The 25,250-nt window shown below is 59.4% G+C and carries 28 protein-coding genes and 1 tRNA gene; 26 read left to right on the forward strand and 3 right to left on the reverse strand.

Features of this window, described 5'->3' with window-relative positions:
- Positions 1 to 32 precede the first annotated feature (32 nt).
- On the forward strand, positions 33 to 668 hold the full coding sequence (locus V6607_RS05520) for a LysE family translocator (RefSeq protein ID WP_134325800.1): 636 nt from the start codon (positions 33 to 35) through the stop codon (positions 666 to 668).
- A gap of 8 nt (positions 669 to 676) precedes the next feature.
- Here V6607_RS05520 and V6607_RS05525 read toward each other — a convergent pair whose 3' ends face one another.
- The gene (locus V6607_RS05525; protein WP_134325801.1) at positions 677 to 1,006 is read right to left on the reverse strand and encodes a hypothetical protein; all 330 of its coding nucleotides are present in this window, start codon (positions 1,004 to 1,006) and stop codon (positions 677 to 679) included.
- 94 nt (positions 1,007 to 1,100) lie between these two features.
- Positions 1,101 to 1,185: transfer RNA gene (locus tag V6607_RS05530), tRNA-Leu, on the reverse strand.
- 108 nt (positions 1,186 to 1,293) lie between these two features.
- On the opposite strand from V6607_RS05530, the gene queA reads away from it, so the two are divergent.
- The 6 genes from queA to V6607_RS05560 all read left to right on the forward strand — a co-directional run bounded on the left by queA (position 1,294) and on the right by V6607_RS05560 (position 7,373).
- On the forward strand, positions 1,294 to 2,343 hold the full coding sequence (queA, locus tag V6607_RS05535; protein WP_008438293.1) for a tRNA preQ1(34) S-adenosylmethionine ribosyltransferase-isomerase QueA: 1,050 nt from the start codon (positions 1,294 to 1,296) through the stop codon (positions 2,341 to 2,343).
- Positions 2,344 to 2,348: 5 nt separating this feature from the next.
- Positions 2,349 to 3,464: a tRNA guanosine(34) transglycosylase Tgt gene (gene tgt / locus V6607_RS05540; protein WP_166742186.1), complete on the forward strand. Its 1,116-nt coding sequence runs from the start codon at positions 2,349 to 2,351 to the stop codon at positions 3,462 to 3,464.
- Between the two features lie 43 nt (positions 3,465 to 3,507).
- Positions 3,508 to 3,846 (forward strand): preprotein translocase subunit YajC, encoded by a 339-nt coding sequence (yajC, locus tag V6607_RS05545; protein ID WP_003175975.1) that lies wholly within the window; start codon positions 3,508 to 3,510, stop codon positions 3,844 to 3,846.
- Between the two features lie 62 nt (positions 3,847 to 3,908).
- A complete protein-coding gene (secD, locus tag V6607_RS05550; protein WP_003210312.1) occupies positions 3,909 to 5,777 on the forward strand; it encodes a protein translocase subunit SecD in 1,869 nt (622 codons plus the stop codon).
- A 9-nt stretch (positions 5,778 to 5,786) separates the two neighbouring features.
- Positions 5,787 to 6,701: a protein translocase subunit SecF gene (secF, locus tag V6607_RS05555; protein WP_003210311.1), complete on the forward strand. Its 915-nt coding sequence runs from the start codon at positions 5,787 to 5,789 to the stop codon at positions 6,699 to 6,701.
- Positions 6,702 to 6,824: 123 nt separating this feature from the next.
- On the forward strand, positions 6,825 to 7,373 hold the full coding sequence (locus V6607_RS05560; RefSeq protein WP_003210309.1) for a glycine zipper 2TM domain-containing protein: 549 nt from the start codon (positions 6,825 to 6,827) through the stop codon (positions 7,371 to 7,373).
- Between the two features lie 51 nt (positions 7,374 to 7,424).
- Here V6607_RS05560 and suhB read toward each other — a convergent pair whose 3' ends face one another.
- Positions 7,425 to 8,240 carry an inositol-phosphate phosphatase gene (gene suhB, locus V6607_RS05565; protein ID WP_003175971.1) on the reverse strand — a complete coding sequence of 272 codons (816 nt, stop codon included), beginning with the start codon at positions 8,238 to 8,240 and terminating at the stop codon, positions 7,425 to 7,427.
- 145 nt (positions 8,241 to 8,385) lie between these two features.
- Between suhB and trmJ the strand changes: the two genes are divergently transcribed.
- From trmJ to der, 19 genes are all read left to right on the forward strand, one after another.
- The gene (trmJ, locus tag V6607_RS05570) at positions 8,386 to 9,156 is read left to right on the forward strand and encodes a tRNA (cytosine(32)/uridine(32)-2'-O)-methyltransferase TrmJ (protein ID WP_003210307.1); all 771 of its coding nucleotides are present in this window, start codon (positions 8,386 to 8,388) and stop codon (positions 9,154 to 9,156) included.
- 2 nt (positions 9,157 to 9,158) lie between these two features.
- Positions 9,159 to 9,941 (forward strand): serine O-acetyltransferase, encoded by a 783-nt coding sequence (gene cysE / locus V6607_RS05575; RefSeq protein ID WP_003210306.1) that lies wholly within the window; start codon positions 9,159 to 9,161, stop codon positions 9,939 to 9,941.
- 299 nt (positions 9,942 to 10,240) lie between these two features.
- A complete protein-coding gene (gene iscR / locus V6607_RS05580; protein ID WP_003210305.1) occupies positions 10,241 to 10,732 on the forward strand; it encodes a Fe-S cluster assembly transcriptional regulator IscR in 492 nt (163 codons plus the stop codon).
- 50 nt (positions 10,733 to 10,782) lie between these two features.
- Entirely contained in the window at positions 10,783 to 11,997 is a 1,215-nt protein-coding gene (locus V6607_RS05585) for an IscS subfamily cysteine desulfurase (protein WP_008438290.1), read from the forward strand.
- 102 nt (positions 11,998 to 12,099) lie between these two features.
- Entirely contained in the window at positions 12,100 to 12,486 is a 387-nt protein-coding gene (gene iscU, locus V6607_RS05590) for a Fe-S cluster assembly scaffold IscU (RefSeq protein ID WP_003209682.1), read from the forward strand.
- A gap of 28 nt (positions 12,487 to 12,514) precedes the next feature.
- On the forward strand, positions 12,515 to 12,838 hold the full coding sequence (iscA, locus tag V6607_RS05595; RefSeq protein ID WP_003209680.1) for an iron-sulfur cluster assembly protein IscA: 324 nt from the start codon (positions 12,515 to 12,517) through the stop codon (positions 12,836 to 12,838).
- Positions 12,839 to 12,846: 8 nt separating this feature from the next.
- A complete protein-coding gene (hscB, locus tag V6607_RS05600) occupies positions 12,847 to 13,368 on the forward strand; it encodes a co-chaperone HscB (RefSeq protein WP_008438289.1) in 522 nt (173 codons plus the stop codon).
- A 51-nt stretch (positions 13,369 to 13,419) separates the two neighbouring features.
- On the forward strand, positions 13,420 to 15,282 hold the full coding sequence (gene hscA / locus V6607_RS05605; protein ID WP_003209676.1) for a Fe-S protein assembly chaperone HscA: 1,863 nt from the start codon (positions 13,420 to 13,422) through the stop codon (positions 15,280 to 15,282).
- Between the two features lie 3 nt (positions 15,283 to 15,285).
- Positions 15,286 to 15,627: an ISC system 2Fe-2S type ferredoxin gene (gene fdx, locus V6607_RS05610; RefSeq protein ID WP_003209674.1), complete on the forward strand. Its 342-nt coding sequence runs from the start codon at positions 15,286 to 15,288 to the stop codon at positions 15,625 to 15,627.
- A gap of 14 nt (positions 15,628 to 15,641) precedes the next feature.
- Positions 15,642 to 15,842, forward strand: a complete 201-nt coding sequence (iscX, locus tag V6607_RS05615) for a Fe-S cluster assembly protein IscX (protein ID WP_003209673.1) — start codon at positions 15,642 to 15,644, stop codon at positions 15,840 to 15,842.
- Positions 15,843 to 15,934: 92 nt separating this feature from the next.
- Positions 15,935 to 16,360 (forward strand): nucleoside-diphosphate kinase, encoded by a 426-nt coding sequence (gene ndk, locus V6607_RS05620; protein ID WP_003175956.1) that lies wholly within the window; start codon positions 15,935 to 15,937, stop codon positions 16,358 to 16,360.
- A 30-nt stretch (positions 16,361 to 16,390) separates the two neighbouring features.
- Positions 16,391 to 17,539 (forward strand): 23S rRNA (adenine(2503)-C(2))-methyltransferase RlmN, encoded by a 1,149-nt coding sequence (gene rlmN / locus V6607_RS05625; RefSeq protein WP_003209670.1) that lies wholly within the window; start codon positions 16,391 to 16,393, stop codon positions 17,537 to 17,539.
- Between the two features lie 12 nt (positions 17,540 to 17,551).
- Positions 17,552 to 18,310 carry a type IV pilus biogenesis/stability protein PilW gene (gene pilW, locus V6607_RS05630; RefSeq protein ID WP_003209669.1) on the forward strand — a complete coding sequence of 253 codons (759 nt, stop codon included), beginning with the start codon at positions 17,552 to 17,554 and terminating at the stop codon, positions 18,308 to 18,310.
- A complete protein-coding gene (locus V6607_RS05635) occupies positions 18,310 to 19,302 on the forward strand; it encodes a RodZ family helix-turn-helix domain-containing protein (RefSeq protein ID WP_003209667.1) in 993 nt (330 codons plus the stop codon). Before pilW ends, V6607_RS05635 begins: the two co-directional genes overlap by 1 nt.
- A 4-nt stretch (positions 19,303 to 19,306) precedes the next feature.
- Entirely contained in the window at positions 19,307 to 20,416 is a 1,110-nt protein-coding gene (gene ispG, locus V6607_RS05640) for a flavodoxin-dependent (E)-4-hydroxy-3-methylbut-2-enyl-diphosphate synthase (RefSeq protein ID WP_003209666.1), read from the forward strand.
- 23 nt (positions 20,417 to 20,439) lie between these two features.
- Entirely contained in the window at positions 20,440 to 21,729 is a 1,290-nt protein-coding gene (gene hisS / locus V6607_RS05645) for a histidine--tRNA ligase (RefSeq protein ID WP_003209664.1), read from the forward strand.
- Positions 21,730 to 21,769: 40 nt separating this feature from the next.
- Entirely contained in the window at positions 21,770 to 22,411 is a 642-nt protein-coding gene (locus tag V6607_RS05650) for a tetratricopeptide repeat protein (RefSeq protein ID WP_003209663.1), read from the forward strand.
- Complete coding sequence (gene bamB / locus V6607_RS05655) at positions 22,404 to 23,555, forward strand: outer membrane protein assembly factor BamB (protein ID WP_003209662.1); 1,152 nt, start codon at positions 22,404 to 22,406, stop codon at positions 23,553 to 23,555. The genes V6607_RS05650 and bamB overlap by 8 nt, the downstream gene beginning before the upstream one ends.
- Positions 23,556 to 23,694: 139 nt before the next feature.
- Entirely contained in the window at positions 23,695 to 25,164 is a 1,470-nt protein-coding gene (der, locus tag V6607_RS05660; protein ID WP_003209661.1) for a ribosome biogenesis GTPase Der, read from the forward strand.
- The last annotated feature ends 86 nt before the right edge of the window (positions 25,165 to 25,250 follow it).

The raw sequence follows: 25,250 nt of genomic DNA on the forward strand, positions 1-25,250 counted from the left end.
TACAAGGTTTTACGTCGTCAAGGAGCCACACCATGCCCGAACTCTCCAGCGTGCTTGCCTACGGCCTGATCTCGCTCGGCATGGTGCTGACGCCCGGCCCGAACATGATTTACCTCATTTCGCGGTCGATCTGCCAGGGGCGAGTGGCCGGGCTGATTTCCCTGGGCGGCGTTGCGATGGGTTTTGTCGTCTATATGTTCTGCGCGGCATTGGGTATCACCGCGTTGGTGATGGCGGTTCCCTATGCCTACGACGCGTTGCGGCTCGGCGGGGCGCTGTATCTGGTTTACCTGGCCTGGCAGGCGGTGAAGCCGGGTGGCCGGTCGCCGTTCCAGGTGCGGGACTTGCCCAAGGACAGCCCGCGCAAGCTGTTCATGATGGGCTTTGTCACCAACCTGCTGAATCCCAAAGTGGCAGTGATGTATCTGTCGTTGCTGCCCCAGTTTATCGACCCCAACGGGCACGCCAGTGTGCTCTCGCAATCGCTGGTACTGGGCTTTACGCAGATCATGATCAGCGTGAGCGTCAACGGGCTGATCGCTCTGATGGCGGGCTCGATCGCGGGGTTCTTCATCCGCAAACCGGTCTGGCAAACCGTACAGCGCTGGTTAATGGGCTCGGTGCTGATGGGCCTGGCTGTGCGCATGGCGGTCGAAGGGCGGCGGTAAGTCGCGCATTACAGGATGGCTTTCAGGTAATCCTTGAGTGCGTTGAGCGGGGCATCGAGTGCTTCGAGTGTCGTCGCTTGGCGTACATCCAGCGCAAGCCGTTGCAGCTCGCGGCCCATCACGGTGTGTGCACCGCCCAGGGATTCGAGGGCCAATGCCAGGCACTCGTCGATCTTATGCTGGATGGCGTTGATATCGCCCTTGCGCACCAGCAAGCCAAACACCTCCCGCTCATAGCCGTCCATGACCAGGTCGTCCCGCAGAATCGGGCTCGCGCCTTCGGTCTCATGCACCAGCTTGAGCGCAAAAAGCGCTACAGCTTCCAGCGTCTGTTCCATGGCCAAGGTTCCTCTTTTCTCGCGTTCGCCCGCTGATCATCACTTTCCTGCAGGCGAAAAAAAAGACCTTGAATTTCAAGGTCTTTTTTTAAGATGGTGCCCCGAGGGAGACTCGAACTCCCACTCCTTTCGAAAACGGATTTTGAATCCGCCGCGTCTACCAATTCCGCCATCAGGGCTCAATGGCGGCGAAGTATAGAGATGAGATTACCGTTGGTCAATCACGTTTCATGGTCAATTTTCACTATTTCCGCTAGACTTCCCGGCCCTGCTAGACGAACCCCATCATGCGCGTTGCTGACTTTACTTTTGAGCTCCCTGATTCGCTGATCGCTCGCCATCCTTTGGCCGAGCGTCGCGCCAGTCGACTGCTGACCCTGGACGGGGTCAGCGGTGCCCTCGCACACCGTCAATTCACTGATTTGCTTGAGCATTTACGCCCAGGCGACTTGATGGTTTTCAACAATACCCGGGTGATTCCGGCTCGCCTTTTTGGCCAGAAAGCATCCGGCGGCAAGCTGGAAATTCTGGTGGAGCGGGTGCTGGACAGCCATCGCGTGCTGGCCCATGTGCGCTCCAGCAAGTCGCCGAAACCGGGTTCGAAGATCCTTATCGATGGCGGTGGCGAAGCAGAAATGCTGGCCCGTCATGATGCGTTGTTCGAGCTTGGGTTTGCCGAGGAAGTGTTGCCGCTGCTGGAACGCGTCGGCCATATGCCGTTGCCTCCTTATATAGACCGCCCGGATGAAGACTCGGACCGCGAGCGTTATCAGACGGTGTATTCCCAGCGACTGGGCGCGGTGGCTGCACCGACGGCGGGGCTGCATTTCGACCAGCCGCTTCTGGATGCGATTGCCGCCAAAGGCGTTGAAACGGCCTATGTGACCCTGCACGTGGGGGCCGGCACGTTTCAGCCGGTGCGTGTGGATAACATCGAAGACCACCATATGCACAGCGAGTGGCTGGAAGTCAGCCAGGACGTCGTGGATGCGGTTGAAGCGTGCAAGGCGCGCGGCGGGCGGGTGGTGGCGGTCGGTACGACCAGCGTGCGCTCGCTGGAAAGCGCGGCGCGCGATGGCGTGCTCAAGCCGTTCAGTGGCGACACAGACATCTTTATCTACCCGGGCCGGCCGTTTCATGTGGTCGATGCCCTGGTGACCAATTTCCATTTGCCGGAATCCACGCTGTTGATGCTGGTGTCGGCATTTGCCGGTTATCCCGAGACCATGGCCGCTTATCAAGCCGCCATCGATAACGGATACCGTTTTTTCAGCTACGGTGATGCGATGTTTATCACCCGTAATCCGGCGCCGCGCGGCCCAGAGGAACAATCATGAGTCGTATGTCGTTTGAATTGCTGGCCACGGATGGTAAAGCTCGCCGCGGCCGTTTGACTTTCCCTCGCGGTACCGTCGAGACCCCGGCTTTTATGCCGGTCGGTACCTACGGCACGGTAAAAGGCATGCTGCCGCGTGACATCGTCGCCACGGGCGCCGAGATCATCCTCGGCAACACCTTCCACCTGTGGCTGCGCCCGGGCACCGAAGTGATCAAGAAGCATGGCGACCTGCATGACTTCATGAAGTGGCAAGGCCCGATCCTCACTGACTCCGGTGGTTTCCAGGTGTTCAGCCTGGGCGCCATGCGCAAGATCAAGGAGGAGGGCGTGACCTTCGCCTCCCCGGTGGACGGCGCCAAAGTGTTCATGGGCCCGGAAGAGTCGATGCAGGTGCAACGTGACCTGGGCTCCGACATCGTGATGATTTTCGACGAGTGCACGCCGTACCCGGCCGATGAAGACGTCGCGCGGATTTCCATGGAACTGTCGTTGCGTTGGGCCCAGCGCTCGAAAAACGCCCATGGCGATAACACCGCTGCCCTGTTCGGTATTGTGCAGGGCGGCATGCATGAAAGCTTGCGCAAGCGCTCGCTGGACGGCCTGGACAAGATCGGCTTCGACGGCTTGGCCATCGGCGGCCTGTCGGTGGGCGAGCCCAAGCACGAGATGATCAAGGTGCTGGATTACCTGCCGGGCCTGATGCCGGCTGACAAACCTCGTTACCTTATGGGCGTTGGCAAACCGGAGGATCTCGTAGAGGGTGTGCGCCGCGGTGTGGACATGTTCGATTGCGTGATGCCAACCCGTAATGCCCGCAATGGGCATCTGTTCATCGATACAGGCGTGCTGAAGATCCGTAACGCGTTCCATCGCCATGATGAATCGCCGCTGGATCCTACCTGTGACTGCTACACCTGCCAGAACTTCTCGCGCGCTTATCTGCACCATCTGGACAAGTGTGGGGAAATGCTGGGTAGCATGTTGAATACCATCCACAATTTGCGTCACTACCAAGTCCTGATGGCTGGTTTGCGCGAGGCTATTCAACAGGGTACATTGGCCGCCTTCGTCGATGCCTTCTATGCCAAGCGCGGGCTGCCTGTGCCGCCCTTGGACTGAGTTTTCCGACCCTAAGATTCACTATTTGCAACTGGAGTGCTAAATGAGCTTTTTTATCTCTAATGCCATGGCTGATGCCGCTGCACCGGCCGCTGCCGGTCCTATGGGCGGTGGTTTTGAGTGGATTTTCCTGGTCGGCTTCCTGGTCATCTTCTACCTGATGATCTGGCGTCCACAGGCCAAGCGCGCCAAAGAGCAGAAGAACCTGCTGGGCAGCTTGCAGAAAGGCGACGAAGTCGTGACCACTGGCGGCATCGCCGGCAAGATCACTAAAGTGTCCGACGCTTTCGTGGTTCTGGAAGTCTCCGACACCGTAGAAATGAAGTTCCAGAAGGGCGCCATCGCTGCCACGCTGCCAAAAGGCACGCTCAAAGCGATCTAAGTAACAACCTTTACCAATCGACGGGGCGCGCAAGGCGCCCCGCGTTATAAGCGGGCGGCGTGATGCTGAACAAATACCCTCTGTGGAAATACGTACTGATCCTGGCGGTGCTGGCGATCGGTTTTATTTATTCCGCTCCCAATCTCTATCCTGATGACCCGGCTATCCAGATCACTGGCGCCAGCACTGCGCTGCAGGTCAATCAGGCTGATCTGGACCGTGCGAGCAAAGCGCTCACCGACGCGGGTATCCAGGTTAAAGCGGCAAGTTTGGCTGCTGATGCGAAGGGCGGCTTGTTGCGCCTGACCAAGCAAGAAGACCAATTGCCGGCAAAAGACGTTGTGCGCAAGGTCATGGGTGATGACTACGTCGTCGCACTGAACCTGGCACAGACCACGCCAAAATGGCTGCGCGCGATCGGCGCACACCCGATGAAGCTGGGTCTGGACTTGTCCGGTGGTGTGCACTTCCTGCTGGAAGTGGACATGGACAAGGCCCTCGACGCTCGCCTGAAAGTCTACGAAGGCGATGTGAAGAGCCTGCTGCGTAAAGAGCGCCTGCGTTATCGCAGCCTGCCGCAGCTCAACGGTGCCATCCAACTGGGCTTTGCTGACGAAGCAACCCGCGAACAGGCCCGTGCGCTGATCCGCAAGAACTTCAACGATTTCGACATTGTTCCGGCCGACCTCAATGGTCAGGCGGTACTGCGTCTGGCGATGACCCCGGCCAAGCTGGCGGAAATCCGTGAATACTCGATCAAGCAGAACTTGACCACGGTACGTAACCGCGTCAACGAGCTGGGTGTGGCCGAGCCGATCGTTCAGCGCCAGGGTGCCAACCGCATCGTGGTTGAACTGCCGGGCGTGCAGGACACCGCTGAAGCCAAGCGTATCCTGGGTAAAACAGCCAACCTGGAATTCCGCCTGGCGGCTGAGCCGGGTGCTACCCGTGCTACTGCAGAAGAGTTCGAGTTCCGTGAAGGCAATCGTCCACCTGCACTGATCGAGCGTGGCTTGATCATTACGGGTGACCAGGTGACCGACGCCAAGGCTGGTTTCGGCGAGCACGGTACGCCTGAAGTGAACATCCGCCTGGATGGCCACGGCGGCGAACTGATGAGCCGCGCAACCCGCAGCAACGTCGGTCGCAGCATGGCGGTGATCTTCATCGAGCAGCGTCCTGTCACCACCTACACCAAGCAAGTGGTCGACGGCGTCGAGAAAGACGTACCGGTACAGACCTTTAAAGAAGAGAAGAAGATCATCAGCCTGGCGACCATCCAGTCGCCGCTGGGTGCTCAATTCCGCATCACCGGCCTGAACGGCCAGGGTGAGTCATCCGAACTGGCGCTGCTGCTGCGTGCCGGTGGCCTGGCCGCCCCGATGTACTTCGCTGAAGAACGTACCATCGGCCCGAGCCTGGGTGCTGACAACATCACCAAGGGTATCGACGCTGCACTGTGGGGCATGCTGTTCGTCTCCCTGTTCATCATCGCCATCTATCGCTTCTTCGGCGTCATCGCCACCGTCGCGCTGGCGGGCAACATGGTGATGCTGCTGGCCCTGATGTCGCTGCTGGGTGCAACGCTGACCCTGCCAGGTATCGCCGGTATCGTACTCACCATGGGTATGGCGGTTGACGCCAACGTACTGATCTTCTCGCGGATTCGTGAAGAGATTGCTGCGGGCATGACCGTGCAACGGGCAATCAACGAAGGCTTCGGCCGGGCATTTACTGCAATTCTCGACTCCAACCTGACCACCCTGTTGGTCGGCGGGATTCTCTTTGCCATGGGCACCGGCCCGGTCAAAGGTTTTGCGGTGACCATGTCCCTCGGTATCTTTACCTCGATGTTCACGGCCATCATGGTGACCCGCGCAATGGTCAACCTGATCTTTGGCGGACGTGACTTCAAGAAGTTGTGGATTTAAGGGGCTGCCATGTTACGTACAATCAACTTCATGGGCGTTCGCAACGTTGCGTTCGGCTTCACCATGCTCCTGACCGTTCTGGCGTTGTTCAGCTGGTTCCATAAGGGCCTGAACTACGGTCTGGACTTCACCGGCGGTACGCTCATCGAGCTGACCTACGAGAAGCCGGCCGACGTTAGCCTGGTGCGCAACGAGCTGGTCAAGGCCGGCTATCACGAAGCCATCGTCCAGAGCTTTGGTGCAACCACTGACCTGCTGGTGCGTATGCCGGGCGAAGACCCGCAACTGGGTCACCAGGTAGCCGAGGCCTTGCAGAAGGTCGGCGGCGACAACCCGGCGTCGGTCAAGCGCGTCGAGTTCGTGGGCCCGCAGGTAGGTGAAGAACTGCGTGACCAAGGCGGCCTCGGCATGCTGATGGCGCTGGTCGGCATCATGATCTACCTGGCTTTCCGCTTTCAGTGGAAGTTCGGTGTCGGCGCCATTGTGTCGCTGATCCACGACGTGATCGTGACCGTGGGTATCCTGGCCTACTTCCAGATCACCTTCGACCTGACGGTATTGGCGGCGGTGCTGGCAATCATTGGCTACTCCCTCAACGACACCATCGTGGTATTCGACCGGGTTCGTGAGAACTTCCGGGTGCTGCGCAAGGCGACGTTGATCGAGAACATCAACATCTCCACCACCCAGACCCTGCTGCGCACCATGGCGACTTCGATCTCCACCTTGCTGGCGATTGCCGCACTGATGGTGTTCGGTGGCGACAACCTGTGGGGCTTCTCGCTGTCGCTGTTCATCGGCGTGCTGGCGGGTACCTACTCGTCGATCTACATCGCCAACGTGGTACTGATCTGGCTGAACCTCAACAGCGAAGACTTGATCCCTCCTGCCAGCACCGGCAAGGAGGTCGACGACCGCCCTTGATGGGTGATTGTTGATCTGCTGTTACAAATAAGGCGCGAGTATTGAACTCGCGCCTTTTTTTTTGCTCCAAGGCTGGGTATAGCGCGGATCGTTCGGTCCGTTTGTGATGGTCAGGAGGTTCACGTGAACAAGTCGTTACTGGTTGGTGCGGTATTGGGTGCTGTCGGTGTGACTGCCGGGGGTGCTGTTGCCACCTACAGCCTGGTAAAAAGCGGCCCTGAGTATGCGCAAGTGCTGGCGGTGCAGCCGGTGAAAACCCAGATTAAAACCCCGCGTGAAGTCTGCAAGGATGTTGCCGTAACCCGGCAGAAACCTGTGCAGGATCAGCATCAGATCGTCGGTACGGTGGTCGGTGCGCTGGCGGGCGGCCTGTTGGGTAATCAGGTCGGCGGCGGTAATGGCAAGAAGCTGGCCACCGTGGCCGGTGCGGTCGGTGGCGGTTACGCTGGTAACAAGGTTCAGGAAGGCATGCAGAACCGCGATACCTACACCACCACGCAAACTCGTTGTAATACCGTTAATGACATCAGCGACAAGGTTGTCGGGTACGACGTACGTTACACCCTGGACGGCAAGGAAGGCTCCGTGCGCATGGATCGTGATCCAGGCAACCAGATCCCCGTCGACAAGGAAGGGCGCCTGGTTATCGGTCAGAACCAGCCGCAGCAGTAATCCCAGGTATAAAAAAAGCACCCCGAGGGGTGCTTTTTTGTGCTCGCTCGCTTAGCGCTTCAGCGAAGCCGGCAGGTGCGGCTGGATCGCCGTCAGGACTGCCTTGAAGCATTTGGTGTTGCCGGCAACCACGTGACCCTTCTCCAGGAAGTCGTGACCACCGGTGAAGTCGCTCACCAGGCCGCCCGCTTCTTGAATCAGCAGTGCGCCTGCAGCCATGTCCCACTCGGACAGGCCCGACTCCCAAAACGCATCAAAACGACCGGCAGCGACATACGCCAGGTCCAGGCTGGCTGCGCCGGCGCGACGGATGCCGGCGGTCTGGCCAACCAGGGCGCGGAACATGCCCAGGTAGTTTTCCAGGTTGTCCATCTGGTCGTCACGGAACGGGAAGCCGGTACCCAGCAGGGCGCCGTCGAGGCTGGTGCGACCGCTGACGCGCAGGCGGCGACCGTTCAACTGGGCGCCACGGCCACGGCTGGCGGTGAATTCTTCCTGGCGAACCGGGTCCAGCACAACGGCGTGTTCCAGGCGGCCACGGTATTTGCAGGCAATGCTCACGGCAAAGTGCGGGATACCGCGCAGGAAGTTGGTGGTGCCATCCAGTGGGTCGATGATCCACAGGTAGTCTTCGCCTTCGCCGCTACCTTTGTGCAAACCGGTTTCTTCACCGAGGATGCCGTGGGTAGGGTAGGCCTTGCGCAGCGCGTCGATGATTTTCTGCTCGGCGGCGCGATCCACCTCGGATACGTAATCCTTGGCGTCTTTTTCGTCGACCTTGATGGTATCCAGGCGCTCGATGGAGCGGAAGATCAATTCACTGGCGCTGCGGGCGGCGCGCAGCGCGATATTCAGCATGGGCTGCATGGATGTGTCACCTAAGGTTGTTAAAGAAAGCCGAGCATTCTAGCAGAAACTTTCTTCAGGTGAAGGACGACGTTACCTTTCATGGCATAACCTTAGGCTGTTCTGTAAGATTTGCTCCCCTTTCCCGTGTCCGAGAGCGCCTCCCTTGCTGCAAAACATCCGTGTCGTCCTCGTCAATACCAGTCATCCCGGCAATATCGGCGGCGTGGCGCGAGCCATGAAGAACATGGGGCTGACGCGCCTGGTGCTGGTGGAGCCGCGGGTGTTCCCGCACCACGAGGCCGATGCGCGCGCGTCCGGCGCCAATGACATCCTCGAAAAAGCCCAGGTCGTTGCCACCCTGGAAGACGCCCTGGTCGGCTGCAACCTCGTGCTCGGCACCAGCGCTCGCGACCGTCGCATCCCCTGGCCGCTGCTGGATCCTCGCGAATGCGGGACCAAAGTCGTGGAAGAGGCCGCCGGCGGCGCTGAAATCGCCTTGGTATTCGGCCGTGAAGACTCCGGCCTGACCAATGAAGAGCTGCAGCGATGTCATTATCACGTGCACATCCCATCAGACCCCGAGTTCAGTTCGCTGAACCTCGGGGCAGCGGTGCAGGTGTTGAGCTATGAAGTGCGCATGGCCTGGCTGGCCGCTGAAGGCCAGCCAAGCAAGGTTGAAAAGGATGAGGTTGCATCGACCAAGAGTGGCGAACTGGCCACCATGGACGAGTTGGAGCGATTCTATGAGCACCTGGAGCAAACCCTGGTGGCCATCGAGTTCCTCGATCCGGAAAAACCGCGGCACTTGATGGCGCGTCTGCGCCGGCTATACGGACGCAGCTCGGTCAGCCGGGCAGAAATGAATATATTGCGTGGCATCCTCACGGAAACCCAGAAAGCGGCCCGTGGCGAGCTTCTTAAGCGGAAGGATTAAAAATGTTCGAGCGTTTGCGAGAAGATATCCAGAGTGTTTTCCACCGTGACCCGGCGGCGCGCAACGCCTTTGAAGTGCTGACCTGCTACCCGGGCATGCATGCGATCTGGATCCATCGCCTGTCCGGCGCCTTGTGGGGCATGGGCTGGAAATGGCTGGCGCGGCTGGTGTCGAACTTCGGCCGTTGGTTGACCGGGATTGAGATTCATCCGGGCGCCAAGGTCGGCCGCCGCTTTTTTATCGACCACGGCATGGGCATCGTTATTGGCGAGACCGCCGAGATTGGTGATGACGTGACCCTGTACCAGGGCGTGACCCTGGGTGGCACAACCTGGAACAAAGGCAAGCGCCACCCTACGCTGGAAGATGGCGTTGTAGTCGGGGCGGGCGCGAAGGTGCTCGGTCCGTTTACCGTGGGTGCGGGCGCCAAGGTCGGCTCCAATGCTGTGGTGACCAAGGCTGTACCGCCTGGCGCAACGGTTGTCGGTATTCCGGGGCGGATCATCGTCAAGCCGGAAGTGGGTGATGAGCAGGAAGCCAAGCGCAAGGCCATGGCCGAGAAGATCGGCTTCGATGCCTATGGCGTCAGCGAAGACATGCCTGACCCGGTAGCGCGTGCCATCGGTCAGTTGCTGGATCACCTGCAAGCGGTGGACGGCAAGCTGGACGGTATGTGCGGTGCCCTGAAAGACCTCGGCAGCAGCTACTGCGCCAAGGATCTGCCTGAGCTGCGCAAGGAAGACTTCGCCGAGATCAAGGACGAAAGCGCTACCAAAGCTGGCTGACTCTTGAGCCGGTAGCGATCCCAGTGGGAGCTGGCTTGCCTGCGATGGCGGCGAGTCAGTGCCGGAAAGGCTGGCTGGCAAACCGCTATCGCAGGCAAGCCAGCTCCCACATTTGATCTCCATTGGTCTTGAGGTTGGGGGCTTGGCCCTGTTCCCGCTGGTCCATCCCGTCCCGCCCTGCTATGATTCGCGCGCCCTTTTTACGGGTATTCCTGACTAAAGTACTAGGTCTTATAGTTGACTTAAATACTCGGGAATCGCATACTTGCTCCCATTCTGAAACACCTTGGTACTTGTCCATGAGACTGACTACAAAAGGCCGATACGCGGTGACCGCCATGCTTGACCTGGCCTTGCACGCGCAAAATGGGCCGGTGTCCCTGGCCGATATCTCCGAGCGCCAAGGCATTTCCCTGTCCTACCTCGAGCAGTTGTTCGCCAAGTTGCGCCGCAGCAATCTGGTTTCCAGCGTTCGTGGTCCAGGCGGCGGCTATCAATTGTCCCGCGACATGCAGGGCATCCAGGTCGCCCAGGTGATCGACGCGGTGAATGAATCCGTCGATGCCACCAAATGCCAGGGGCTGGGTGATTGCCACGCTGGTGACACCTGCCTCACGCACCACTTGTGGTGTGACCTGAGCCTGCAGATCCATGAGTTTTTGAGTGGTATCAGCTTGGCTGATCTTGTGACTCGCCGTGAGGTGCAAGAAGTAGCCCAGCGTCAGGACCAGCGCCGTTGCAACACCAAGGCGCCGCGTCTGGACAAGATTGAAGCGTCCGCCGTCGAGTGACAGCCGAAGAGCTAACGGCACGCCAGCCAGCCTGATTTAGGAGAAAGTCCATGAAATTGCCGATTTACCTTGATTACTCAGCGACCACCCCGGTTGATCCGCGTGTCGCGCAAAAGATGAGCGAATGCCTGCTGGTTGACGGAAACTTCGGTAACCCGGCGTCCCGTTCCCACGTTTTCGGCTGGAAAGCCGAAGAAGCAGTGGAAAACGCTCGTCGCCAGGTCGCTGACCTGGTGAATGCCGACCCACGTGAAATCGTCTGGACCTCCGGTGCCACCGAATCCGACAACCTGGCAATCAAGGGTGCGGCGCATTTCTACGCGACCAAAGGCAAACACCTGATCACCACCAAGATTGAGCACAAGGCTGTCCTCGACACCATGCGCCAACTGGAGCGTGAAGGTTTTGAGGTTACCTACCTCGAGCCAACCACCGACGGTATCGTGACCCCTGCGATGATCGAAGCCGCGATGCGTGAAGACACCATCCTGGTTTCCGTGATCCACGTGAACAACGAAATCGGCACCATCAACGACATCGCCGCCATCGGCGAGCTGACCCGCTCCAAGGGCGTGTTGCTGCACGTCGACGCTGCGCAGTCCACCGGCAAGGTCGATATTGACCTGTCGAAACTGAAAGTCGACCTGATGTCGTTCTCTGCCCACAAGACCTACGGCCCTAAAGGCATTGGCGCGCTCTACGTGAGCCGCAAGCCTCGCGTACGTATCGAAGCCACCATGCACGGCGGCGGTCACGAGCGCGGCATGCGTTCGGGCACCCTGGCGACCCACCAGATCGTCGGCATCGGCGAAGCGTTCCGTGTGGCCAAGGAAGACATGGCTGCCGAAAACGTGCGCATCAAGGCCCTGAGCGATCGCTTCTACAAGCAGGTCGAGCACCTTGAAGAGCTGTACATCAACGGCAGCATGACCGCCCGTGTACCGCACAACCTGAATTTGAGCTTCAACTACGTCGAAGGCGAGTCGCTGATCATGGCGCTCAAGGACCTGGCGGTTTCGTCCGGTTCGGCCTGCACCTCGGCTTCCCTTGAGCCGTCTTACGTCCTGCGCGCCCTGGGCCGCAACGACGAACTGGCTCACAGCTCGATCCGCTTTACATTCGGCCGTTTCACCACCGAAGAAGAAGTCGACTACGCCGCGCAGAAAGTCTGCGAGGCCGTCACCAAGCTGCGTACCTTGTCCCCGCTGTGGGACATGTACAAGGACGGTGTCGACATTTCCAAGATCGAGTGGGCGGCACACTAAATATAGAAGCCGCCACCCAAAAGGCTCTGTAAAGACGTGGCGGAAAACGCAGGCGTGTTTGCAGGGTTCCAGAGCGGCCCTGATGAGTGAGGATTCAGTACCATGGCTTACAGCGAAAAGGTCATCGACCACTACGAAAACCCGCGCAACGTCGGCAAGATGAACGCGGAAGACCCTGATGTCGGCACCGGCATGGTCGGCGCTCCGGCGTGCGGCGACGTTATGCGCCTGCAGATCAAGGTCAACGAAGCTGGCGTTATCGAAGACGCCAAGTTCAAGACCTACGGTTGCGGTTCGGCCATCGCCTCCAGCTCCCTGGCGACCGAATGGATGAAAGGCAAGACCCTGGATGAGGCTGTGACTATCAGCAACACCCAGCTGGCCGAAGAACTGGCCTTGCCGCCAGTGAAAATCCACTGCTCGGTACTCGCAGAAGACGCCATCAAGGCGGCCGTTCGCGACTACAAGCAGAAGAAAGGCTTGATCTAAGCAATTTGGCGACGAGTAAGGAGTCACGATGGCTATCAGCATGACAGAAGCGGCTGCGCAGCACATTCGCCGCTCCCTGAATGGGCGCGGTAAAGGTGAGGGGATTCGTCTGGGTGTTCGCACCACAGGCTGTTCCGGCCTTGCCTACGTGCTGGAGTTTGTCGACGAGGTGGTCGAGGAAGATCAGGTGTTCGAGAGTCACGGCGAAAAAGTGATCATCGACCCGAAAAGCCTGACCTACCTGGACGGCACCGAACTCGATTTCGTCAAGGAAGGGTTGAACGAAGGCTTCAAGTTCAACAACCCCAACGTACGCGGTGAATGTGGCTGCGGCGAAAGCTTCAACATCTGAGGCTGATCGTGGGTACTCCTTGTCATTTCGCTTTGTTCGAGCTGCAGCCGAGTTTTCGACTGGACCTTGAACAGCTTGCCACGCGCTACCGTGAACTGGCGCGTGGGGTGCATCCGGACCGCTTCGCTGACGCTTCCGAGCGTGAGCAACGCCTGGCGCTGGAGCAATCAGCCAGCCTCAACGAAGCCTATCAGACGCTCAAGAACCCTCCCAAACGCGCGCGCTACCTGCTCGCGATGGGCGGTCGCGAGCTGCCGCTTGAAGTCACGGTCCAGGACCCTGATTTCCTGATGCAGCAGATGCAATGGCGCGAGGAGCTTGAAGAACTGCAGGACGAGGCTGATCTGGCCGGAGTCGCAGTGTTCAAGCGCCGTCTGAAAGTGGCCCAGGATGAACTCAACGAAAGCTTCGCAGCCTGTTGGGATGATGCAGCGCAACGTGAACAGGCCGAACGCCTGATGCGGCGCATGCAGTTCCTCGACAAGCTCACCTACGAAGTGCGCCAGTTAGAAGAGCGCCTCGACGATTAACCCAGTGCCGCCCAGGTTGCACGCCTGATATACAGATAAGTCCTGATTACCATGGCCCTACTGCAGATCGCCGAACCCGGTCAAAGTCCTCAACCGCACCAGCGTCGTCTGGCGGTCGGGATTGACTTGGGCACTACCAATTCGCTGGTCGCTGCATTGCGCAGCGGTCTTTCCGAGCCGCTGCCCGACGCGGATGGCCAGGTCATCCTGCCGTCTGCCGTGCGTTATCACGCTGACCGCACCGAAGTGGGCGAGTCGGCCAGGCTGGCGGCGTCTACCGATCCTTTGAATACCGTGCTGTCGGTCAAGCGCTTGATGGGTCGTGGTTTGTCCGACGTCAAGCAGCTGGGCGACCAGCTTCCATACCGCTTTGTCGGCGGCGAATCACATATGCCGTTCATCGACACGATCCAGGGCCCGAAAAGCCCGGTGGAAGTGTCGGCCGATATCCTCAAGGTCTTGCGCCAGCGCGCCGAAACCACCTTGGGTGGCGAACTGGTAGGTGCGGTGATTACTGTTCCTGCATATTTCGATGACGCTCAGCGCCAGGCCACCAAGGATGCGGCGAAACTTGCCGGCCTGAACGTGCTGCGCCTGCTCAACGAGCCGACCGCAGCCGCTGTGGCTTACGGCCTGGATCAGCACGCCGAAGGCCTGGTGGCAATTTACGACCTGGGCGGCGGTACCTTTGATATTTCGATCCTGCGCCTGACCGGCGGTGTCTTCGAAGTGCTGGCTACCGGTGGCGATACCGCCCTGGGTGGCGATGACTTCGATCACGCCATTGCTGGCTGGATCATCACCAGCGCCGGCTTGTCTGCCGACCTGGACCCGGGTGCGCAACGTAATTTGCTGCAAACTGCCTGTGCCGCCAAAGAAGCGCTGACTGACGCTGCGTCGGTTGAAGTTTCCTACGGTAGCTGGTCGGCTCAACTGACCCGCGAAGCGTTCGATTCGTTGATCGAACCGATGGTCGCCCGCAGCCTGAAAGCCTGCCGCCGCGCCGTGCGTGATTCCGGTGTCGAGCTGGAAGACGTGGTCGCCGTGGTCATGGTGGGTGGTTCGACCCGCGTGCCGCGTGTTCGTGAGGCGGTCGCTGAAGCCTTCGGCCGTCAGCCGCTGACTGAAATCGACCCGGATCAAGTGGTGGCTATCGGTGCCGCGATCCAGGCCGATACCCTCGCCGGTAACAAGCGTGATGGTGGCGAACTGCTTCTGCTCGACGTGATCCCGTTGTCCCTGGGGCTGGAAACCATGGGCGGCCTGATGGAGAAGGTGATTCCACGCAACACCACCATCCCCGTTGCCCGCGCCCAGGACTTCACCACGTACAAAGATGGCCAGACGGCCATGATGATTCACGTGCTGCAAGGCGAGCGTGAGCTGATCAGCGACTGCCGTTCCCTGGCGCGCTTCGAATTGCGCGGCATTCCGGCGATGGTGGCTGGTGCGGCGAAGATTCGCGTGACCTTCCAGGTCGACGCCGACGGCTTGCTCAGCGTTGCCGCTCGCGAACTGGCCTCCGGCGTTGAAGCCAGCATCCAGGTCAAGCCGTCCTACGGCCTGACCGACGGTGAAATCGCCAAGATGCTCAAGGATTCGTTCCAGTACGCCGGTGACGACAAGGTCGCCCGCGTGCTGCGTGAGCAGCAAGTCGACGCCCAGCGCCTGCTCGAAGCGGTGCAGGGCGCCCTGGAAGCTGACGGCGAACGTCTGCTGGATGCCGAAGAGCGCATGGTCATCGACCTGCAAATGCAGGAACTGGCTGAATTGATGAAAGGCACCGATGGTTACGCCATCGAGCAACAGACCAAGCGCCTGTCGCAAGTGACCGATGCCTTTGCCGCCCGTCGTATGGACCAGACGGTAAAAGCCGCCCTGGCGGGCCGCAACTTGAATGAACTTGAGGATTAACTGATGCCGCAGATCATTTTTCTGCCACACGCCGAGCATTGCCCGGACGGTATGGTTGTGGAGGCTGAGACCGGCAAGTCCATTCTCGAAGTCGCTCACGATAACCACATCGAGATCGAAAGCGCCTGCGGCGGCGTTAACGCCTGTACCACGTGCCATTGCATCATCCGCGAAGGTTTCAATAGCCTGGAAGAGGCTGATGAGCTGGAAGAGGACTATCTTGATAGGGCGTGGGGCCTTGAGCCGACGTCGCGATTGAGCTGTCAGGCAAAAGTGGGAACAGAAGACCTCACCGTCGAGATTCCGAAGTATTCGCTCAACCATGCCGCCGAAGCGCCGCATTGATTCAAGGAAATGTCATGAGCCTGAAATGGGTTGATGTACAAGAAATCGCTATACAACTTGCTGAAGCTCACCCGGATGTCGATCCTCTGTCGGTGAACTTCGTCAAGTTGCGCAACCTGGTGATGCAGCTGCCGGAATTTGACGACATCCCGGATCGGGGTGGCGAAAAGGTTCTTGAGGCGATACAAGGCCTGTGGATCGAAGAAGCAGACTGAATCGCCTTTTTACGCAGTTAGGCAATACCCAAGAACCCGCGTATAATTCGCGGGTTTAATTTTTCGCAAATTACCGTTTCTGGAGTTACACCATGGCTGTTCAACGTACTTTCTCCATCATCAAGCCTGACGCTGTTGCAAAAAACGTCATCGGCGAGATCACCACTCGTTTCGAAAAAGCCGGCCTGAAGGTTGTAGCTTCGAAACTCAAGCAACTGTCCAAGGCTGAAGCTGAAGGCTTCTACGCTGAGCACAGCGCTCGTGGTTTCTTCGGCGACCTGGTTGCCTTCATGATCTCCGGCCCTGTTGTTGTTCAGGTTCTGGAAGGCGAAAACGCTATCGCTCTGAACCGTGAGCTGATGGGCGCTACCAACCCTAAAGAAGCTGCTGCCGGCACCATCCGTGCTGACTTCGCTGAATCGATCGACGCCAACGCCGTTCACGGTTCGGACTCCGAAGCCGCTGCTGCCCGCGAAATCTCGTACTTTTTCGCTGCTACTGAAGTAACCGCTCGCTAAGCATTGGCTTAAAAGAGCGAAGGTGAATCCATGACTACATTGACTGCAAAAACCAACCTGCTGGGTCTGACTCAACAGGAAATGGAAAAATTCTTCGACTCAATCGGGGAGAAGCGTTTTCGTGCCGCTCAGGTAATGAAGTGGATTCACCATCTTGGCGTCGATGATTTCGACGCCATGACGAACGTCAGCAAGGCCCTGCGCGACAAGCTCAAGGCCATTGCCGAAGTTCGCGGCCCCGAAGTGGTCAGCGAGGACATTTCCACCGACGGCACCCGTAAGTGGGTGGTGCGCGTGGCGTCCGGCAGCTGCGTCGAGACCGTGTACATTCCCCAGGGCAAACGCGGCACTCTGTGCGTTTCGTCCCAGGCAGGCTGTGCCCTGGACTGCAGTTTCTGCTCCACCGGCAAGCAAGGTTTCAACAGCAACCTCACCGCCGCCGAAGTCATCGGCCAGGTGTGGATTGCCAATAAATCGTTCGGCAGCATCCCGGCGACCGCCGACCGTGCCATCACCAACGTGGTGATGATGGGCATGGGCGAGCCGCTGCTGAACTTCGACAACGTTGTCGCGGCCATGCACCTGATGATGGACGACCTGGGCTACGGTATCTCCAAGCGCCGCGTGACCCTGTCGACCTCCGGCGTGGTACCGATGATCGATGAGCTGGCCAAGCACATCGACGTCTCCCTGGCGTTGTCGCTGCACGCACCGAATGACGCATTGCGTAACCAATTGGTGCCGATCAACAAGAAGTATCCGCTTAAGATGCTGCTCGAATCTTGCCAGCGTTACATGGCGACCTTGGGCGAAAAGCGTGTGTTGACCATTGAGTACACCATGCTCAAGGACATCAACGACAAGGTCGAGCACGCGGTCGAGATGATCGAGTTGCTCAAGAACGTACCGTGCAAGATCAACCTGATTCCGTTTAACCCGTTTCCCCATTCTGGCTATGAGCGGCCGAGCAACAACGCCATCCGCCGTTTCCAGGATCAACTGCACCATGCAGGCTTCAATGTCACCGTGCGCACCACCCGCGGCGAAGACATCGATGCGGCATGTGGCCAATTGGTAGGACAGGTGCTGGATCGCACCCGTCGCAGCGAACGTTATATCGCCGTGCGTGAATTGAGTGCCGCCGACGATATGCCGCAAAGCGCCGCGACTCGAACCTGAGAGAGGATCTCTATGCCCTTGCGCCTTGCGCTGCTTTTGCTTGTTGCCAGCCTCGCGGCTGGCTGTGTTTCATCGGGCCATGACAGCCCGTTGCAAACCGGCAAGGGCCGTGACGAAGCGCGAGCTGCCTATGTGCAGCTGGGCTTGGGGTACTTGCAGCAAGGGATGACCGAACAGGCCAAGGTGCCGCTGAAAAAAGCCCTCGAGCTGGATGGCAGCGACGCCGACGCCAATGCTGCGTTGGCCTTGGTGTTCCAGGCCCAGGCCGAGCCCGAATTGGCCGATCAATATTTCCAAAAGGCCCTGGCCACACGCCCTGGCGACCCAAGACTGCTGAATAACTACGGCAGTTTTTTGTTTGCGCAGAAACGTTATGCCCAGGCATCCGAATATTTCCAGCAGGCTGCGGCCGATACCCTCTATCCTGAGCGTTCGCGGGTTTTCGAGAACCTGGGGGTGACCTCAATGCTTCTCGGCCAGCGCGACACCGCACGCCAGCAACTGGAAAAAGCCCTGCACCTGAACCAGCGCCAGCCACGGGCCTTGCTCGAAATGGCTGAGTTGTCCTTCGAAGACAGGCATTATGTGCCGGCACGTGACTATTACGAGCGTTTTAGCCTGCTGAGCGGGCAAAATGCACGTAGTCTATTGCTCGGTGTGCGCCTGGCGACGGTTCATGAAGAACGCGACAAGGCCGCACGTTTTGGCCAGCAACTCGAACGACTCTATCCCGGTACGCCGGAATATCAGCAATACCTGTCGGAGCAATGATGAAAGCGGCGCACCCGGAAGTTGTAGCAGCTAATCGTGGAAACCCAGGCGAGACCTTGCGTCAGGCCCGCGAAAGCAATGGTTGGTCGCTGGCAGAAGTGGCCCTCAAGCTCAATTTGACCACGACTTCATTGGGCAACCTTGAAGCTGGCGCATTCGACAAGCTGCCAGGGCATACCTTTGCCCGCGGCTATATCCGCGCCTACGCCAAGTTGCTGGGTATCGACCAGGCTGCATTGGTCCAGGAATTCGACCAAATCACCGGTACCGATTCCCAGGGCAGCAATGTCCATGGTCTTGGCCGCATTGAAGAGCCTGTGCGGGTTTCCCACACCATTTTGCGCATTGTCAGCCTGTTGCTGCTCATCGCCGTGATCGGCGGTGGTTTTGTATGGTGGCAGGATCAGACCGCCCAGCGTGGCAAGGACTTGTCCAGCAACGCCATGGAGCACGTCGAAGTCGAAAGCGCCGACGGCACCACCCAGATTCATCCGTTGGATGAGCCGGAAGACCAGGCCGTGGCCCAGGGTCAGGCGGCGCCTGAGGCAGAGCCAAGCGCCGAGCAGCCTGCGCCCGAAGCAGGTACTGCCGCCGCAGTGGCACCCGTCGCACCCGCTCCAGCGGTTGCAGTGACGCCTGCTGCTCCAGCTCATACGCCAGCAACGCCAGCAGTACCGGCGCAGGCTCCGGCAACAACGGCTCCCGTCGCCCCGGCGATTTCCGCGCCAACCACCCCGGTATTGATCGCCGGTGATGGCCGAGTACAAATTACCTACGTCGCTGACTGCTGGACGCAAGTCTCCGATGGCAACGGCAAGGTGCTGTTCAGTGGTCTGAAGCGTAAGGGAGATACACTTGACCAGGGCGGCAAGCCTCCTTTGACGCTGCGTCTGGGCTTTGCCCGTGGCGCGCAAGTGGCCTACAACGGCCAGCCTGTGGACGTGGCGCCGTTCACCAGTGGCGAGACTGCTCGCCTCAAGTTGGGACAATAAAGTCATGCACGGCGAATCTCCAATCAAACGTCGCGTATCGCGCAAGATCTGGGTCGGCTCGGTGCCGGTGGGCGGCGATGCCCCCATCGCAGTACAGAGCATGACCAACAGCGACACCAATGATGTGGCGGCCACTGTCGCCCAGATCAACCGCCTGGAAGCGGCGGGCGTCGACATCGTGCGGGTTTCCGTACCGGACATGGACGCTGCCGAAGCCTTTGGCCGCATCAAGCAACTGGTCAAAGTGCCGCTGGTCGCCGATATCCACTTCGACTACAAGATCGCGTTGCGCGTGGCCGAGTTGGGCGTCGATTGCCTGCGGATCAACCCGGGCAACATCGGCCGTGAAGACCGGGTTCGCGCCGTGGTGGATGCCGCCCGTGATCGCGGGATTCCAATCCGCATCGGCGTCAACGCCGGCTCCCTGGAAAAAGACCTGCAAAAGAAGTACGGCGAGCCGACGCCGGCCGCACTGGTCGAGTCCGCGCTGCGCCACGTAGAACACCTTGAACGCCTGAATTTCCAGGACTTCAAGGTCAGCGTAAAGGCTTCCGACGTGTTCATGGCGGTAGAAGCGTACCGCCTGCTGGCCAAGGAAATCGTCCAGCCGCTGCACCTGGGTATCACCGAAGCCGGCGGTTTACGCTCAGGCACAGTGAAATCTGCGGTGGGTCTCGGTATGCTGCTGGCCGACGGGATTGGCGATACTATTCGCATCTCCCTCGCGGCAGACCCGGTAGAGGAAGTGAAAGTCGGTTACGACATTCTCAAATCCCTGCATTTGCGTTCCCGTGGCATCAACTTCATTGCCTGCCCGAGCTGCTCGCGGCAGAACTTCGACGTGGTGAAAACCATGAACGAACTGGAAGTACGCCTCGAAGACCTGCTGGTGCCGCTGGATGTCGCGGTGATCGGCTGTGTGGTCAACGGGCCGGGTGAGGCCAAAGAGGCCCATGTGGGCCTGACCGGTGGTACGCCAAACCTGATTTACATCGACGGCAAGCCGTCGCAGAAATTGACGAATGACAATCTGGTGGATGAGCTGGAACGGCTGATCCGCCAGAAAGCGGCCGAAAAGGTCGAAGCTGACGCAGCGGTTATCGCGCGCGGCTGATCGAACGAATTTAAGGATTTGATGTGAGCAAGTCTCTGCAAGCCATTCGTGGCATGAACGACATCCTGCCTGAGCAGACGCCCCTGTGGCGCTACTTCGAGGGCACAGTCGCGCGCCTGCTGGATAACTACGGTTACAAGCAGATCCGCATGCCGATCGTCGAGTTCACCGAGCTGTTCAAGCGCTCCATCGGTGAAGTGACCGACATCGTCGAAAAAGAGATGTACACCTTCGAAGACCGCAACGGTGACTCCCTGACCCTGCGTCCGGAAGGTACTGCCGCGTGTGTGCGTGCGGTGCTCGAACATGGCCTCACCGGCGGTGGCCAGCCGCAGAAGCTCTGGTACATCGGCCCGATGTTCCGCCACGAGCGTCCGCAGAAAGGCCGTTATCGCCAGTTTCACCAGATCGGCCTGGAAGTCTTCAACCTAGACGGTCCGGACATCGACGCCGAGCTGATCGTGCTGACCTGGCGCCTGTGGGGCATGCTGGGCATCCGCGATGCGGTCAAGCTTGAACTCAACAGCCTGGGCACCAGCGAATCCCGGGGCCGCTACCGCGAAGCCCTGGTGGAATTCCTGTCGGCCCACCTGGACAAGCTGGACGAAGACAGCCAGCGCCGCCTGAAAACCAACCCGCTGCGGGTACTGGACACCAAGAACGCCGAGACCCAGGCCGTACTGGTGGACGCGCCGAAAATGGCCGACTACCTTGACGACGAGTCCCGTATCCACTTCGAGGGCCTCAAGGCTCGCCTGGATGCAGCCGGTATTCCTTACGTCATCAACCCGAAACTGGTGCGTGGCCTCGATTACTACAGCAAGACCGTGTTCGAGTGGGTCACCGACAAGCTCGGCGCCCAGGGCACGGTGTGTGCCGGTGGTCGTTACGACGGCCTGGTCGAGCAGATGGGCGGCAAGCCGACCACCGGCGTAGGTTTTGCCATGGGCATCGAGCGGCTGATCCTGCTGCTGGAAACCCTGGAGCAGGTTCCCGAAGAAATCTCCCGTCAGGTGGACGTGTACTTCTGTGCCTTTGGCGAGGCGGCCGAACTGGCTGCCCTGGCCCTGAGCGAGAAACTGCGCGACCAACTGCCGAACCTGCGCCTGCAAGTCAATGCCGGCGCCGGCAGCTTCAAAAGCCAGTTCAAGAAAGCCGACAAGAGCGGTGCGTTGTATGCACTGATCCTGGGTGATGATGAATTGGCCCAGCAAGTGGTAAGTTTCAAACCCCTGCGTGGTCAGGGTGAACAACAAAGCATTGCCTTTGATGCGCTTGCAGCGCACCTGGCCACCTGCATCGTGCAGGGTTGAAGCTGTCAAACAGCCGATTTAGCGATTAAGGAGTATTGGGGTGTCGAGTACTGATGATGACCAGCTGGCCGAGTTCAAAGACTGGTGGCAGCGCAACGGCAAGCCCCTGGTCACTGGCGGCTTGCTGGCTTTAGTAGTGGTGTTCGGCTGGCAAGCCTGGCACAAGTATCAGGCTAACCAGTCGCAAGGCGCCTCGATTATCTATCAGCAACTGCTGGAAACCACGCTGACGCCAAACGGCAAGCCTGACCTGGCCCAGGTTGCAGACCTGGCCGGCAAGCTGAAGAGCGAATTCGGCGGTAGCACCTACGCGCAATACGGCAGCCTGTTCGTCGCAAAAGTTGCGGTCGACAACGGCAAGCTGGATGACGCTGCCTCCGAGCTGAAAGCCATCACCGACAAGCCGGCCAACCCGACACTGGGTGAAATCGCACGTCAGCGTCTGGCTCAGGTACTGGCGGCACAGAACAAGGCCGACGAAGCACTGAAACTGCTCGACGGCGATGCTGACAAGGCATTCCTGGCCACTCGTGAAGAGCTCAAGGGCGACCTCCTGGTCCAATTGGGTCGTACCGACGAAGCCAATGCTGCGTACCAAAAAGCCAAGGCGGCGCTGTCTGATGAAGCGGCGGTCGGTGGCTTACAAATCAAGCTCGACGACTTGGCCAAAGGGGATGCGTGACGTGATCCGTTGGAAACATGCAGCATTGCTGGCTCTGGCCGTTTTGGCCGCGGGTTGCAGCAGCAACAGCAAAAAAGAACTGCCTCCGGCCGAGCTGACCAGCTTCAAGGAAGAAGTGGTCCTGCAAAAGCAGTGGAGCCGCTCCATTGGTGACGGTCAGGGCGATCTGTACAACCTGATGGTCCCGGCGATCGACGGTGACACTATCTACGCCGCTGATTCCACCGGTGTTGTGGTCTCCATGGATCGCATGAACGGCGACGTCAAGTGGAAGAAAGACCTCGAACTGCCTGTGTCCGGCGCCGTTGGCGTGGGTTCTGGCCTGGTGATGCTCGGCACGCTGAAAGGCGACGTCGTGGCACTGGATTCGAGCACCGGTGAAGAGAAATGGCGCGCTCGCGTGACCAGTGAAGTGCTCTCGCCACCGGCTACCAACGGTGACGTGGTTGTCGTGCAGACCCAGGATGACCGTGTGATCGGCCTCGACGCCGCCACCGGTAACCAGCGCTGGTTGTATGACAGCACGCCGGCGGTCCTGACCTTGCGCGGTACCAGCGGTCCGGTTGTGACCAGCAACCTGGCACTGGCAGGCCTGTCGACCGGTAAAGTGGTCGCCCTGGACACCCAGAACGGCGTGCCGGCCTGGGAAACCCGGGTCGCGATTCCTCAAGGTCGTTCGGAACTGGACCGCGTAGTGGACATCGACGGTGGCTTGCTGCTGTCGGGTGATACCCTTTACGTCGCTACTTATCAGGGCCGTGTTGCGGCGCTGGACGTGCAGAGCGGCCGGATCAACTGGCAGCGTGATGCTTCCAGCTACGCCGGTGTCGCCCAAGGGTTTGGCAGCGTCTACGTAAGCCTGGCGTCCGGCACCGTTGAAAGTGTCGACGAGCGTTCCACCACTGCATTGTGGAGCAACGACTCCCTGGCCCGCCGTCAGTTGTCGGCACCGGAAGTGTTCTCCAGCTACGTAGCGGTAGGCGACTTTGAAGGTTACCTGCACCTGCTGAGCCAGGTGGACGGTCGCTTCGTGGGTCGCGAACGTATCGACAGCGACGGCCTGCGTGCCCGTCCGCTGGTGGTAGGTAACATGCTTTACGTGTATGGCAACAGCGGCAAACTGGAAGCGCTGACCATCAAGTAATGGTTTGACTATGCTTGGGGTAATTCCCAGGCGGCCCTGCTTCGGCAGGGCATGCGGCGCTTTCGAGCGCTGCCCCGAGCACCAGCCGCTGCCTTGCAGCGGCTTTTGTATTTTCTGAAATAACGAAGTGGAGAGCCGCATGGTTCCCGTAATCGCCCTGGTGGGCCGACCGAACGTCGGCAAGTCCACCTTGTTCAACCGCCTGACCAGGACTCGCGACGCCATCGTCGGCGACTTGTCCGGTCTGACCCGTGATCGCCAATACGGTGAGGCAAAGTGGCAAGGGCGCTCCTACATTATTGTCGACACCGGTGGTATCTCCGGTGACGAGCATGGCATGGACGAAAAGATGGCCGAGCAGTCGCTGCTGGCCATTGAAGAAGCTGATGTCGTGTTGTTCCTGGTGGACGCCCGCGCGGGCTACACCGCTGCAGACCAGATGATTGGCGAGCACCTGCGCAAGCGCAACAAGCGTTCCTACGTGGTGGCCAACAAGATCGACAATATCGATCCTGAAATGGCCCGGGCCGAGTTCAGCCCGATGGGCCTGGGCGATGCGATCCCGATCGCCGGTGCCCACGGTCGCGGCATCACCCAGATGCTGGAAATCGCCCTGCGCGACTTCCCGCGTGATGACGTGGATGAAGTCGAAGGCGAAGAAGAAATCGTTGCCGAAGGCGAGGAAGCCAAGCGCATTCCTGGCCCAAGCGAAAAAGACGGTATCAAGATCGCGATCATCGGCCGTCCGAACGTCGGCAAGTCGACCCTGGTCAACCGCATGCTCGGTGAAGACCGGGTAATCGTCTATGACGAGCCGGGCACCACTCGCGACAGCATCTACATCCCGTTCGAGCGTAACGACGAGAAGTACACGCTGATCGACACTGCCGGTGTGCGCAAGCGCGGCAAGATCCACGAAGAAGTTGAAAAGTTCTCCGTGGTGAAAACCCTGCAGGCGATCAAAGACGCCAACGTAGTGATCTTCGTCATGGACGCCCGCGAAGGCGTGGTAGACCACGACCTGAACTTGCTGGGCTTTGCCCTGGAAGCCGGTCGCGCCCTGGTGATTGCGATCAACAAGTGGGACGGCATGACGCCGAGCGAGCGCGACTACGTCAAGGTCGAGCTGCAGCGTCGCCTGTTCTTCGTCGAGTTTGCCGATATCCACTTTATCTCGGCACTGCACGGTACCGGCGTGGGTAACCTCTACGCCTCGGTGCAGAACTCGTTCAAGTCCGCGGTTACCCGCTGGCCGACCAACCGCCTGACCCAGATTCTTGAAGATGCGGTCAGCGAGCACGCGCCGCCGATGGTCAACAACCGTCGGATCAAGCTGCGCTACGCTCACTTGGGTGGTGCCAACCCGCCGATTATCGTGATTCACGGTAACCAGCTGGAGAAGGTGCCGAAGTCCTACGTGCGTTACCTGGAAAATACCTACCGCCGTGTCTTGAAACTGGTCGGTACGCCGATCCGTATCGAGTTCAAGGGTGGCGAGAACCCGTACGAAGGTAACAAGAACAGCCTCACCGACCGCCAGGTAAACAAAAAGCGCCGGATGATGACGCACCACAAGAAGGCCGACAAAAAGCGCCGCGACAAGCGCTGATCCTGATCGGTTGAAAAAGGGCTCTTTCGGAGCCCTTTTTTGTGCCTGGCGGTTGACCCTTCGCGGCATGCAGCTTAAAACTTGGG

The organism is Pseudomonas sp. KK18 (genome assembly GCF_037094675.1).
Classification (GTDB): domain Bacteria; phylum Pseudomonadota; class Gammaproteobacteria; order Pseudomonadales; family Pseudomonadaceae; genus Aquipseudomonas.